Here is a 12,981-nt window from a genome sequence, read left to right on the forward strand (position 1 = left end):
CGGATGCCGCGGCATCCGGTGCCGTCTAGCTCGCCTCGACGAACCGCGCCTTGCTCGGACGCATCAGCCACGCGGCCGCCGCGAGTGTGAGCACCCACCCGATCACCTCGATGAGCAGGTGATCCGTCGCGTTCGGGACGGACTGCAGTAGGTAGACCCGGATGCTGTTGATGGCGCCGTGCGTCAGAACTGCCGGCCAGACGCTCCCCGACCGCCAGCGCAGCGCGAGCAGCAGCGGCGCCCAGGGCAGCATGCCCGCGAAGTAGATGACGATATCCCAGAACGGTCGTTCGCCGATGACGGCGAGCACGGGCAGGTGCCAGACGATCCAGACCAGGCCACTGACGAGCGCCAAGGGCCAGAAGCCCCACGATGCGGCGCGCGTCACGAGCCACCCGCGCCAGCCGAACTCCTCGCCGATCGCGAAGATCGACTGCATGAGCAGGACCGGGACGACCCAGATGGTCGCGGCGGCGATCTGTTCGAGCGGGTTGAGCTGCCAGATCCCCGTCGTCAGGGCGATCGCGGTCTGGATCGCGGCGATCGCGGCGATGATGCCGATGCCGATCCCGATCCACCGGGGCGTGCCGCGCCAGCCCGTGGCGAAGGTCTGCCGGAACGTCCCGGGACGCCGGACGAGCCACATGATGATCGCGGCGAGCAGGGGTGTGAGCTGCAGGAGCGGGGTGATCAGGTTGTTGACGTCTTCCGGGACCAACCGGAACACCATCGGCACGGACAGCGCGAAGCACAGCAGGACGGCGATCGCGAAGAACCACGTGACGTCGGCGGTGATCGATCGGGAAGCTCTCGGGTGTGGGGAAGACGCAGTCATGATGACCTCGGTTCGTGTGGGAACGGCCGCGGGCACCCCGCGCGTCTAGGACTCTAGGGAGAGGCGCCGGCCCGCCGGAACGCGGGAAACCAGCGGTTCGTTTCGGGGGATCCATAAATCCGCGCGGCCTCTCACGCTGCCCGGCCGGTCGGCGTGCTCGCTACCCTGGGCTCATGACCTACGCCGGTGACTCCTCGATCGATGCCCGCGTCCGTGAGGTCGTCGCGGACTTCGGGCGCCGCCAGACCCGTCTCTTCGTCACCTTCGCGCTCGTCGAGGGCGCTGTGCTCGCCGTCCTCGTCGCTGTGATCTACGGGTTCGGGCTGATCGATCCCGAGATCGGCATCTGGTACATCGTGGCGGTCGCACTGCTCGGCGGGTTCCTGTTGAGCATGTTCCTGGTGCGGTTGATGCAGGCCCGCACCCGGGCCATCGCGCAGGCCAAGGGCGAGAATCCGCTGTTCTGACCCGCCCCGGTACGCTGGAACCCATGCTCAACATGGCCGACGGCCTCCTCCGTCTCGGCGCGCTCGCCGAGGATCCGGTCGTCCGCACCCTCGCTGCGGCGTTCGCCGATGCCGGGTTCGATCTCGCGGTCGTCGGCGGACCGGTGCGCGATGCGCTGCTCGGTCGCGAGACGCACGACCTCGACTTCACCACGAACGCGTCGCCCGACGAGATCCTCAAGATCGTCAAGCCCATCGCGACGGCGCACTGGGACATCGGCCGTGCGTTCGGCACGATCGGCGCACGCGTGCAGGGGGAGCAGGTCGAGATCACGACCTACCGCGCCGACAGCTACGACGGCGTGACCCGCAAGCCCACCGTCGAGTTCGGCGACTCGATCGAGGGCGACCTCGTGCGCCGCGACTTCACGGTCAACGCGATGGCGCTGCAGGTCCCGTCCGTCAAGCTCGTGGATCCGACCGGCGGGGTCGAGGACCTCCTCGCCGGCATCCTGCGCACACCCGCCGATCCGCACGTCTCGTTCGGCGACGACCCGCTGCGGATGCTGCGCGCCGCGCGCTTCAGCGCTCAGCTCGGCTTCCGCGTCGACGACGACACCTTCGACGCGATCGCGCAGCTGCGGAAGACGATCGAGATCGTCAGCCCGGAGCGCATCCAGTCCGAGCTCGTGCGCCTCATGCAGACCGACGACCCGGTGCGCGGCATCCGCGTGCTGGTCGAGACCGACCTGATCGACGAGTTCCTGCCCGAGGTCAGTGCTCTGCGTCTCGAAGTCGACGAGCACCACCACCACAAGGACGTCTACGAGCATTCGCTCACCGTGCTCAAGCAGACGATCGAACTCGAGCACTCCCGGCATCCCGGTGCCGCACCCGACGTGCCCCTGCGCATCGCCGCCCTGCTGCACGACATCGGCAAGCCGCGTACCCGCAAGCTCGAAGACGGCGGCGTGGTGACGTTCCACCACCACGACATCGTCGGCTCGCGCATGGCGCGCAAGCGCCTGCAGGCCCTGCGTTTCGACACCGAGACGACGGATGCCGTCGCCACCCTCATCGAGCTGCACCTGCGCTTCTTCGGCTACGCCGAGGGAACGTGGACGGATGCCGCGGTGCGCCGCTATGTGCGCGACGCCGGTGAGCGGCTCGAGCGGCTGCACATCCTCACCCGCGCCGACGTCACCACGCGCAACAAGCGCAAGGCCGGACGCCTCGCGAGCGCCTACGACGACATCGAGTCTCGCATCGCGGCGCTGCGCGAGCAGGAGGAGCTCGACTCCATCCGCCCCGAGCTCGACGGCAATCGCATCCAGAAGGTCCTGGGCATCAAGCCCGGCCGCGAGGTCGGCGAGGCCTATCGCTTCCTGCTCGATCTGCGGCTCGACGAGGGCGTGCTCGGAGCCGAGGTCGCGGAGCAGCGCTTGCGCGACTGGTGGGCCGCGCGCGCCTGACCTGCGCTCAGCGAAGCTCGGGCACGACGATCTCGACGAAATCGCTGACGAGCTCGAAGTCTCTGGGGTTGAGAGTGGCGATGCGGGCGCCGAGCGCGGCCGCGTGCCCCGCAAGCATGATGTCCTTGCTCCGCGCATGGCGTGGCCTCTGCAGCGCGACGCGTGCCGCGAGCCGTGCACAGCTCTCGGCGGCAAAGGTGTCGAAAGGCAGCCACTCCGCTTCGAGGGTGTCTCGAAGCCATGCCATTCGTGTCGTGCGCTCACGGCGAAGCGTCTCGGTCGCCGCTGCCTCGATACCGAACAACAACTCGGAATAGGTCACTGTGCTGAAGGCGAGCGCTTCGTCGGGAAGGCTGACCCTTTCCACGTCGATGAGCACTGACGTGTCAAGAAGCAGCATGCCGGTCCCAGGGATCGCGGAAGTCTTCGGCATCGCCGTCTGCACGGATGTCGGCGAGCCAGGCTTCAGCGTCGACGGGAGGTGGGGGGCTCTGAGCGATTCGCGCCATCAGCTCGTTCGCCGGGACAGACCATCGCGGTCGGATTCGTGCGGCAAGATTTTCCTCCACCCCGCTCGTGAGGTCCTCGCCCTCCGCGATGCGCATGAGCGCTTCGCGGGCTTCGGCCTCCATGGACCGAGAGTTGCGTCGCGCGCGCTCTTTGAGCGCGGCGACCACCTCATCGCTCAGATTCCGGATCGTCACCGTCGCCATGCCGCACCTCCTTGACAGCACAATGCTAGCAATCCGCCCCGGCGGAAACAGGGCTTCAGCCCAGCCGGCGGAATCGTATTCCGGCATACTCGAACGCCGTCACCGAACGTCGCGATGGCCCGACGAGAACGACGTCCTGCGCGAGCTCAGCCAGCGGCAGATCGCTCGCCGAGTCGGTGAAGAAGCGTCCCAAGTGTCCGGTCGGGTGCGCGGCCCGGTAAGCGAGAGCCTTCCGACGCCCGACGTTGTGCGACCGGAAGCTCGGCCCGGCGTGCGAGAACACGAACTCCGACGCGTGCACCTCCGCGCCGGACACGCCGATCTCCGCCAGGAACCGCTCGGCGAGGAACCTCTCGGTGGCCGTCGTCACCAGGCACGCACCTGCGGCGCTCGCCGCACGTGCGGCGTCCACGATCTCGGCCGTGGTGTTGTCCGGTCGGGACGCGAGGCGCCGGGCCGTGCGCCGGGCCAGCCGTCGGTACTCGTCTTCCGACATCCCTCGCAGCGTGAGGTGCACGATCGCCCGATTGCACCGCGGACGCAGTTCCCCCTCCGCGGTCGCCAGCGCCGCGACCGCAGCGAGGACGCCCACCGGGAGAGCCAGCCACGGCCGGGTGCGCAGCCGGGCGATGATCAGCGTGGCCATCGTGTCGGCGCGACTGAGCACCCCGTCCAGGTCGAAGACCGTGATCACTCGTCGTCCACGGCCCGCTCGATGAGCAGGGAGACGCGGTCGGAGCGGTAGACGTCGACGGCGTACTCGACGCACTCGCCCGAGTCGATGAACGTGCGGCGGGTGAGCTGCAAACCTCCGGCCGCCTGACGGGCTCCGAGGTGCGCGCTCGTCTCGGCATCCAGGACCACGACCTCGAGCTCGGCTGACGTCCGGGCGAGCCGGAGATCGAACCGGCGACGGATCTCCTCCCACAGCGACCCGCTGAGGTCTCCCTCCAGCAGGCCGGGAACCAGGTCGGCGCGGTAGTAGGTCGTCTCGACGGCGAGCGGCTCGTCATCGGAGCGCCGCAGGCGCTGCAGCGCGTAGACCCGATGCCCGGGCGCGACACCGAGGCCGGTGGCGACTTCGGTGTCGGCCGGTCGCTCCTCGGCCCAGAAGAGCTCGGCTCCGGGGTTCCGCCCCGCGCGGGCGACCTCCTGCGAGAACGACCCGAGGCGGAGCTGCACACGCGGGGCGGAGACGAACGTGCCGCGGGTCGCGTCGCGGTGCACCCGGCCGTCCTGCTCGAGCACGCCGAGTGCGCGCCGCAGGGTCATGCGACTGACGCCGAGCTCGACGCAGAGGTCGCGCTCGGGTGGCAGGGGAGAGCCCGGAGCGAACTCGCCCGATTCGATGCGCGCGCGCAGTGCGGTCGCGATGCGCAGGTACGCCGGCTCGCCGCCTCTCGCCGAGGGGGAGGAGTCCGGGTCCGTGCTCACGCCTGACACGCTACCCGCTGGCCGTCATCCTTCGCGCCGGCGGACGAGTTCCGACACGACGACTCCCGTCCGGAACGCGGAGGTCTCCACGAGGTCGAACCGCTCCGGACGGTACGGCCGTTCGCCGAACAGCGGGATGCCGTCGCCGAAGAACAGCGGCTGCCGCTTGAGCACGAGCCGATCGATCTCGTCGGCGAGCGTCGCGGCCAGGGCCCCACCGCCGCACAGCCAGATCGCTCCGCCCTCCTCGCTCTTGAGCCGCTCGACCACGGCGCGCGGATCCTCGGACGTCACTTCGAGGTTCTCGCCGTCTGCTGTGTGCGTGCGACTGAACACGATCTGCCGGAGGTGGCGATAGGGGCTGGGCACTCCGCCGACGGCATAGGTGTTCCAGCCCATCAGCACCGTGCCGAACTCGGTGCGCTCCTGACGGATGCCGAGTGCGGCGGCCGCGTCGGTCGGGAGCGTGTCTGCGAAGCGGTCGTTGATGGCATCCATGTGGTCTCCCTCGACCAGGAAGGCATCGAACTCGCCGTTCGGACCGGCGATGTAGCCGTCGAGCGTGACGGCGACGTAGTACACGAGTTCTCGCATGATCTCTCCATTCACCACAGTTGTCGTACATGAAACTACAACGGATGTAGTGATTCTGCAATCGTCAGATGCCTGTTGACAGCAGGCGGGGGAGAGGACTAGCTTCTTGGTATATACCAAGATGGTCTATACCAACCCGTCCGAAGAAGGTCGCGCCATGGAACCCACCGCATCATCCACCCCGGCATCCGGTGAGAGCACGACCCGCATGAAGCGGGAGCTGGGCCTCTACGCATCGTTCGCCGTGGCCTTCGGCTTCGTGTCGATCGCGACCGGCATCTTCACCACCTACGGTGCGGTGCTGGGCAGCAGCGGGCCGCGGGGGATCTGGGCATGGCCCATCGCCGTCGTCGGCCAGACCATGGTCGCGCTCATCTTCGGCGCCCTCGCCGCGCGCATCCCGATCAGCGGCTATGCCTACCAGTGGGTGTCGCGCCTCGCGAATCCGATCCTCGGATGGCTGACCGGATGGGTGTCGTTCGCGTTCCTCGTGATCGTCGTGGTGGCGGTGGACTACACCATCGCGGCAACGATCCTCCCCGAGCTCTTCGGCTACAGCCCGACACCGGCGAACTGCTGGGTGATCACCGCCGTCGTCATGCTCCTCCAGGCCATCCTCGTCGCGATCAGCACCAAGGTCACCAACCGGGTGAACGAGGTCGCGGTCACGGTGCAGATCATCGGGATGATCGGCATCACGGTGCTGCTCTTCGCCGTCGGCGCTGCGCTCGGCCGCCTCGACTTCACGCAGCTCTTCGCCACCGCACCGGTCGCCGAGGCCGGCTACTGGGACTTCGGCGGTCTCACCGACGCAGGACCCTTCCCCCTCGCCTTCCTGCTCGGGGCCTTCACGATCGTGGGGTTCGAATCGGCCGCCAACCTCGCCGAGGAGACGAAGAACCCCGAGCGTGTCATCCCGCGCGCCATGGTGCAGGCGGTCATCGCGCTCGGAGTGCTCGGGATGCTGTTCCTGATCGCGGTGACCGCTCTCGCGGGGGACACCACCGAGCTCGCGAAGTCCGCCACACCGGTCGCGACCGTCATCACCTCCGTGCTCGGACCCGTCGTCGGCAAGGCTCTGCTGGTGCTCGTGGTGATCTCGATCTTCTCCTGCGGACTCGTGATCACCCTCAGCGGCACCCGCCTGATCTGGGCGATGTCGCGGGATGAGCGCTTCCCCGCCTGGCAGCTCCTGGGGCGCGTGCACCGCAGCCGGCACACGCCGGTCGCGGCGACGCTCGGCTACCTCGTCATCACGCAGGCGATCCTGGCGCTCTTCAGCGGCACGGCCGACGCGCTCTTCATCCTGTTCTCCGCGGCGACGCTCCTGCCGGCGATCATCTACGCGGGCACCGTGCTGCTGTACATCGTGAAGAGGAAGTCGCTTCCGGCCAGCAAGGGCTTCACCCTGGGTCGCTGGGAGGTCCCGGTGCTGATCCTCGCCAGCGTCTGGCTGGTCTACGAGCTCCTCATCTTCCGGGACGTGTCCTTCGAGCAGCCGCGACTGTACGTCGGGATCATGCTCGTCATCGGCATCGCCTACCTCGTCTATCTGCTCGTCACGCGCGGCCGGAAGGGGCTGACCATGCCCGACATGGCCGACGTCGACCGCGCCTTCGATGAAGACACAGCCACCCCGACCGCGTAAGACTGCTCGTAACCACTGAAGGAAGAACCACCATGTCGTCGCACTCTCCGTCCCGCCCCGTCGCCATCATCGGCGGAGGAATCGTGGGATCGGCCCTGCTGTACACGCTCGCGCACCGGGGGGTCGACGCCGTGCTCCTCGAGTCCGAATCCGCCCTCGCGCTCGGGGCGAGCGGCACCAACTCCGGCGTCCTGCACACCGGATTCGACTCGACTCCCGGGCAGCTCGAGACCGCGCTGATCCTGCGCGCGGCCCGCATCCGCCCGGCGGTGCTCGATGCTCTCGGGGTTCCGGTGCTCCACACCGGCGCTGAGCTCGTGCCGCACTCCGCCGAGGACCACGAGACCGTGCGCGCCCTCGCAGAGAACGCCGCTGCGAACGGCGTGGAGGTCGAGGTGCGCGGGTCCGACGGCGCGCTGCTCGTGCCGGGCGAGTCGGTCAGCGATCCCGTGGCGTTCGCGCTCGCGCTCGCCGCGTCCGCCGTCGCAGCGGGCGCGCGGATCGAGCTCGAGGCGCGCGTGACGGCGATCTCTCCGATCGCCGACGGCCTGGCGCTGGAGACCGCGGACGGCAGACGCCTCGAGGTCGCCGCCGCGATCAACGCCGCCGGCCTGTATGCCGACGAGGTCGCGCGACTGGTGGGCGATGACTCGTTCGAGATCTATCCCCGCAAGGGCGAGTTCTTCGTGTTCGAGCTGCCCGACGGGCAGACGCTCGACCGCATCATCCTGCCCGTGCCGACCAAGCGCACCAAGGGGGTGCTCGTCTTCCCGACCCTCGACGGCAAGGTCGTGGCCGGACCCACGGCCGTGGACCTCGACGACAAGGACGACTGGTCGGTGCGGCCGGAGGCGCGCGACGAGATCCTCGCGAAGGCCGTGCAGCAGTATCCCGCACTCGACGGCCTCGAGCCCGTCGCCAGCTACGCGGGCCTGCGTCCGGCGGGACGGGGCAGCAACTACGTGATCGGCCGGTCGGAGAAGAACGACCGGCTCATCAACGTCGCAGCGATCCGGTCGACGGGTCTCACGGCCTCCCTGGGCATCGCCGACCACGTGGCGGAGATGCTTCCCGAGCTCGGCATCGAGGTCCGCGAACTGCGTCCGTCCACGGTTGCGGCGACACCGGCATCCGACGGCCCGTGGTGGCTCCGCACCGCGCGCCACCACCGCACCCCCACCCTCTGAACCCGTGGGGCGGAGGGATCGAGCCTCCGCCCCACGCTCCACGCTCCACCGAAGGAACACCATGACCACCGTTCTGGCGATCGATCAGGGCACATCCGGCACCAAGGCCGTCGTCGTCGATGAGGCCGGCGAGGTGCTCGCCCTCAGCGAGGTGTCGGTGCGCCCGACCTATCTGCCCGGCGGCGGCGTCGAGCACGACCCGCAGGCGGTCCTCGACTCGGTGCTGCGCGCCGGACGGATCGCCGCCAACCAGGCGAAGGCCGACATCGACATCGTCACGCTCGCGAACCAGGGCGAGACGGTGCTGGCCTGGGATCCCGACACCGGCCTGCCGCTGTCGAACATGATCGTGTGGCAGGACCGGCGATCCGAGTCGGTGTGCGCGGAGCTGCGCGACCACGCCGACGACATCGCCACGCGCACGGGGCTCGTCCTCGACCCGTACTTCAGCGCTCCGAAGCAGGCCTGGCTCCGGCGCAACGTCACCCGCGAAGGCGTCGTCACGACCTCCGACACCTGGCTGCTGCATCAGCTCACGGGCGAGTTCGTGACGGATGCCTCGACCGCCAGCCGCTCGCTGGTGATGGACCTCGACACCGCGACGTGGGACGCCGGACTGCTCGACCTCTTCGGTCTCGGCGACGAGCGGATGCCGGCGATCCTCGCCTGCGACGACATCGCCGGGTCCACCACCGCCTTCGGCGGCACCGCCGCGGTCGGCGGACTCATCGTGGACCAGCAGGCCGCGCTCGTCGCACAGAACTGCCTGCGGCCGGGCGAGGCGAAGTGCACCTTCGGAACCGGCGCCTTCCTGCTCGCGAACACGGGTCGCACCGCGGTCCGGTCCTCGGCGAACCTGTCGTCGTCGGTCGCGTGGCGGCAGGGCGGACAGAACACCTACTGCTTCGACGGACAGGTCTACACCGCGGCATCCGCTGTGCAGTGGCTCGAGAAGCTGACGTTCATCGACACCGCGGCCGACCTCGACCGCGTCGCCGCCGACGACGCCCATGGCGTGCTGTGCGTGCCGGCGCTCGCCGGACTCGCGGCTCCCTGGTGGCGGCCGGATGCCACGGCGACCTTCACCGGCATGACCCTGTCGACCGGCAGCGAGCACCTCGTGCGCGCGGTCCTGGAGGGGATCGCCGCGCAGGTCGCCGAGCTCGCTCGAGCCATGGCATCCGATCTCGGTCAGCCGCTGCAGCGTCTGCGGGTCGACGGGGGCCTCACGCAGAGCCGTGTGCTCATGCAGGCCGTCGCCGACCTGATGCGCATTCCCGTGGACGTGTATCCCTCGCAGCACGCGACGCCGCTCGGTGCGGCCGCCCTCGCGCGCTGCGCGATGAACCCGGAGCTCGCGCTCGACGACGCGATCGTCGCGTGGTCGCCGTCGCACACCTTCGAGCCGCAGTGGACGGATGCCCGTGCTTCCGAGTTCTCCGATCGCTGGCGGTCCGTCGCCGATTCCCTCGTCTGAATCCCGCCCGCACACGAACCCAGGAGTGACCCGTGGCCCTCGACCCCGTCGCGTACCAGCCCTACCAAGACCCCGACGACTTCATCCGCGAGGTGACCGACCTCATCTGGGTCGACCGTTCGATCAGCTTCATCCGTGAGAACTACGAGCCCGACTCGATCGTGCACGGCGGGTTCGGCACGGCGACGACGCGCGAGGAGGTGCTCGAGGGCACGCTCATGCGCATCGCCGAGTCGCCGGACCGGGTCAGCCAGACCGAGGACATCGTCTGGGAGCCCCGCGGGGACGATGCCTTCCTCAGCTCGCACCTGGTGGTCGTCGGCGACCTGCTCTCGCCGCGCGTGAGCCGCACGATCGCCAACTGCCTCTACCGCCGCGGTCGCATGGTCGAGGAGTGGGTCGTGCGCGACACCCTCGCCGAAGCGCTGCAGGACGGACTCGACCCCGACGAGGTCGCGAGGGATCACGCGTTCCGGGGGTACGTGGCGAGCTGGACCGACCCCGCGCCGGTCGATCCGATCTCTGCGGGCGACTCCGGTGTGCGACCCGACGAGCACCGTGCCGACGTCGAGACCGTGCTCGAGATGATCGGGACCGTGTGGAACGACCGCGACCTTCGTGCCGTCGAGCGGTTCTTCCACCGGGACCTGACTCTCCTCACCGTGGGGAACCGGCACATCATCCGTCCGGAGGGATATCGCCGCGCCCTGCTCGCACTGCTCGAGTCCTTCCCCGCGGGGACGTTCGAGGTGCGCGACGTGCAGGCGCATCACGACATCCGCTACGCCGGCACGCGCGTCGCCGTGACATGGAAGTTGGTCGGCGACTACACCGGCGTGCCGAACTACGGGCCTCTCACGGGAAAGCCCGTCGACCTGCTCGGCATCTCGCAGTTCACCCTGCATCAGGGCGCCATCGTGAAGGAGGTGCGGCTGTGGGACGACGTCGCGCTCCGCACGCAGATCGCGAGCATGCGCGGCGACGAGCCGGTGGGGCCGTCCAACATCTACTGACGCTCGCCGCCGGCGCCCTCGATCCCAGAGAAGAGGGACATGGCCGCCGCCGAGGAGGCCATGTCAGCGCCAGGGATCGAGGCCGTGCTTGCCGATCGTCGACCCGGCTTCGAGTCGGGCGAGCACCGCGGGGCCCTCGTCGAGCGCGTGCATCTGCGGGGAGCCGGGGGTGTAGACGCCCTGCGCGATGAGATCGTCGAGCTCCGTGAGCAGATCGCGGTACGCGGCGCGCGCTGCGGCTGCCAGCGCGCCGATGTGCAGGCCGCGCAGCTGTGCGTGATGCTCGAAGATCAGCTCCTGCGTCGACACAAGGGCGGGGCCCGAGGCGGAGCCGAAGATCACCACTCGTCCGGTGAAGGGCTTCGCGACCGCCAGGCTGACGCCGAGAGTCGCCTGTCCGACGGATTCGAGCACGAGGTCGACGGGTCCGACCGCGTGGAGCACCGTCTCCCCGAGATCGGGCCGTCGGCTGTCGAGGATCACGTCGGCTCCCAGCGTTCGGAGCACATCGTGCTTCGCGGATGCCGCGGATGCCACGACGCGCGCACCGTGGTGGCGGGCGAGACGGACCGCGGCCTGACCGACGCCACCCGCCGCAGCGTGGATGAGGACCGTCTCTCCCCGTTCGAGACCGCCCACGGTGCGCAACGCGGCGGCCGCGGTCGCCCAGTTGAGGATCATGCCGAGGGTCTGCGCGTCGCTCCAGCCCGCGGGCACCCTGATCGATTCCGCCGCCGTCACCGCCGCGTACTCGGCGAAAGCACCCGGCCCGCTCCCGATGATGCGCGTGCCGAGAGGCAGCGGGTCCGCGACGCGAGGGCCGATCTCGACGATCTCCCCCACCGCCTCGAAGCCCGCGCGATACGGCGCCTGCGGACCGCCGCCGTAGATCCCACGGGTCTGCGAGACGTCGGCGAAGTTCACGCCCGCGGCGCCGACCCGGATCAGATACTCACCCGGCGCGGGTCGGGGTCGGGGCACCCGCAGGAGGATCAGGTCCTCGGGACCGTCGAGTGTCTGCTGAACGAGGGCACGCATGTCGGTGTGAGTGTCGCGCATGCCGAGAATCTACGAGCCTGCCACCAGTGGCAAGGTCAACCCCCGTCGACCCGGCTCTCCAACTCGTCGAGGTAGGCATCGAGAGCGTCCTCCTGCTCCCGAAGCGCGGCGATGCGCGTGGAGAGGCGATCGCGATAGCGCTGCACGTCGCGCAGCAGCTCCTCGTCGGTGACGTGCTGCCCCTGCGTCTCCTGCAGCACCCGTCGGATGAGCCGCACGGGCAGGCCGGAGTCGAGCAAAGAGCGGATCGTGAGCACGCGATCCACGGTCCCTGCACAGTAGTCGCGGTATCCGCCCTCCGTGCGACCGGGCACGATCAGGCCCTGGTCCTCGTAGTACCGCAGCGATCGCGGGCTGGTGCCGCTGATCGACGCGGCCTCGGAGATCCTCATTCCTCGACCGCCCGTGCGGCCGGCACGCGGAGCGCGGGGAGCAGCACGAAGTCGACGAGCTCCGCGACCGCTTCGGCCTCGAGGGAGCGCTGACGGAGCATCACGCTGCCGAAGGCCGCGGTGGGCACGATGCCGGCGACGAGCGCCACCGGCACGTCGGCGGGAACCGTGCCGCGCTCGATCCACCGCTCGATCACGGCGACCAGTGCGGCCACCGGAGGCTCGCCGATGGTCCGGTATGCCACGTCACGCAGCTCCGGGTCGCGTCCGATCTCGCTCAGCAGGCTCGCGAGCACGTGTCCCGAGCGCTCGTCCGATCGGGCGAAGTGCATCGCGGCGGCGATCAGATCCCCGCGCAGGGTTCCGGTGTCGGGGGTCTCGGTCGTGATGTGCAGGGCGCGCACGGCGGCCACGACGAGATCGACCTTCGAGCTCCACCGTCGGTAGATCGCCGACTTGCCGCACTGGGCCCGCTGAGCGACGCCGGCGATCGTCGTTCCCGCATATCCGCTCTCGACCAGCAGATCCTGCGTGGCGAGGAGGATCCCGCGCTCGACTTCGGGATCGCGCGGACGACCCGATGCCCTCGACTCTTCGCCACTGTCCATGAGCACCCATTGTACATTCCGGGACCGGCTGGTACCGTAATGCAATAACGGGACCGTTGAGAACCGTAATACCTCCTCGGTCCATCTTCATCGACCAAGGAGC

Annotated in this window: 15 protein-coding genes; 6 read left to right on the top strand and 9 right to left on the bottom strand. The window is 69.3% G+C overall.

All coding sequences use genetic code 11. From position 1 onward, the window contains the following. Positions 1–25: 25 nt before the first annotated feature. A complete protein-coding gene (locus LBN7_RS09770) occupies positions 26–835 on the bottom strand; it encodes a CPBP family intramembrane glutamic endopeptidase (protein WP_407361680.1) in 810 nt (269 codons plus the stop codon). A gap of 173 nt (positions 836–1,008) precedes the next feature. Between LBN7_RS09770 and LBN7_RS09775 the strand changes: the two genes are divergently transcribed. Both LBN7_RS09775 and LBN7_RS09780 read left to right on the top strand, forming a co-directional pair. After that, complete coding sequence (locus LBN7_RS09775; protein ID WP_116633362.1) at positions 1,009–1,302, top strand: hypothetical protein; 294 nt, start codon at positions 1,009–1,011, stop codon at positions 1,300–1,302. A gap of 23 nt (positions 1,303–1,325) precedes the next feature. After that, positions 1,326–2,753: a CCA tRNA nucleotidyltransferase gene (locus LBN7_RS09780; RefSeq protein WP_116633363.1), complete on the top strand. Its 1,428-nt coding sequence runs from the start codon at positions 1,326–1,328 to the stop codon at positions 2,751–2,753. Between the two features lie 7 nt (positions 2,754–2,760). On the opposite strand, the gene LBN7_RS09785 is transcribed toward LBN7_RS09780, so the two are convergent. From LBN7_RS09785 to LBN7_RS09805, 5 genes are read right to left on the bottom strand one after another with little or no spacing between them, the layout of a single operon-like run. Then, the gene (locus LBN7_RS09785; protein WP_341946986.1) at positions 2,761–3,153 is read right to left on the bottom strand and encodes a PIN domain-containing protein; all 393 of its coding nucleotides are present in this window, start codon (positions 3,151–3,153) and stop codon (positions 2,761–2,763) included. Beyond that, on the bottom strand, positions 3,140–3,466 hold the full coding sequence (locus tag LBN7_RS09790) for a FitA-like ribbon-helix-helix domain-containing protein (protein ID WP_341946987.1): 327 nt from the start codon (positions 3,464–3,466) through the stop codon (positions 3,140–3,142). The genes LBN7_RS09785 and LBN7_RS09790 overlap by 14 nt, the downstream gene beginning before the upstream one ends. A gap of 55 nt (positions 3,467–3,521) precedes the next feature. Then, on the bottom strand, positions 3,522–4,160 hold the full coding sequence (locus LBN7_RS09795; protein WP_407361681.1) for an HAD family hydrolase: 639 nt from the start codon (positions 4,158–4,160) through the stop codon (positions 3,522–3,524). After that, the gene (locus tag LBN7_RS09800; RefSeq protein ID WP_407361682.1) at positions 4,157–4,900 is read right to left on the bottom strand and encodes a GntR family transcriptional regulator; all 744 of its coding nucleotides are present in this window, start codon (positions 4,898–4,900) and stop codon (positions 4,157–4,159) included. Before LBN7_RS09800 ends, LBN7_RS09795 begins: the two co-directional genes overlap by 4 nt. A gap of 24 nt (positions 4,901–4,924) precedes the next feature. Further along, positions 4,925–5,494, bottom strand: coding sequence for a dihydrofolate reductase family protein (locus LBN7_RS09805; RefSeq protein ID WP_407361683.1), 570 nt, complete (start codon positions 5,492–5,494; stop codon positions 4,925–4,927). Positions 5,495–5,651: 157 nt separating this feature from the next. Between LBN7_RS09805 and LBN7_RS09810 the strand changes: the two genes are divergently transcribed. The 4 genes from LBN7_RS09810 (at position 5,652) to LBN7_RS09825 (ending at position 10,819) form a co-directional block, all read left to right on the top strand. Then, positions 5,652–7,142, top strand: coding sequence for an APC family permease (locus LBN7_RS09810; RefSeq protein WP_407361684.1), 1,491 nt, complete (start codon positions 5,652–5,654; stop codon positions 7,140–7,142). Positions 7,143–7,174: 32 nt separating this feature from the next. After that, a complete protein-coding gene (locus tag LBN7_RS09815) occupies positions 7,175–8,329 on the top strand; it encodes an FAD-dependent oxidoreductase (protein WP_341946992.1) in 1,155 nt (384 codons plus the stop codon). 61 nt (positions 8,330–8,390) lie between these two features. Then, complete coding sequence (locus LBN7_RS09820) at positions 8,391–9,806, top strand: FGGY family carbohydrate kinase (RefSeq protein ID WP_407361685.1); 1,416 nt, start codon at positions 8,391–8,393, stop codon at positions 9,804–9,806. 32 nt (positions 9,807–9,838) lie between these two features. Further along, entirely contained in the window at positions 9,839–10,819 is a 981-nt protein-coding gene (locus LBN7_RS09825) for an ester cyclase (protein WP_341946994.1), read from the top strand. Between the two features lie 63 nt (positions 10,820–10,882). Here LBN7_RS09825 and LBN7_RS09830 read toward each other — a convergent pair whose 3' ends face one another. From LBN7_RS09830 to LBN7_RS09840, 3 genes are read right to left on the bottom strand one after another with little or no spacing between them, the layout of a single operon-like run. Beyond that, on the bottom strand, positions 10,883–11,878 hold the full coding sequence (locus LBN7_RS09830; protein ID WP_341946995.1) for a zinc-binding dehydrogenase: 996 nt from the start codon (positions 11,876–11,878) through the stop codon (positions 10,883–10,885). A gap of 35 nt (positions 11,879–11,913) precedes the next feature. Continuing rightward, entirely contained in the window at positions 11,914–12,270 is a 357-nt protein-coding gene (locus LBN7_RS09835) for a MerR family transcriptional regulator (RefSeq protein WP_341946996.1), read from the bottom strand. Next, positions 12,267–12,878, bottom strand: coding sequence for a TetR/AcrR family transcriptional regulator (locus LBN7_RS09840; protein WP_116633368.1), 612 nt, complete (start codon positions 12,876–12,878; stop codon positions 12,267–12,269). Before LBN7_RS09840 ends, LBN7_RS09835 begins: the two co-directional genes overlap by 4 nt. Positions 12,879–12,981: the final 103 nt, after the last annotated feature.

It is taken from the genome of Microbacterium sp. LBN7, from assembly GCF_045690345.1.
Taxonomy (GTDB): Bacteria; Actinomycetota; Actinomycetes; order Actinomycetales; family Microbacteriaceae; genus Microbacterium.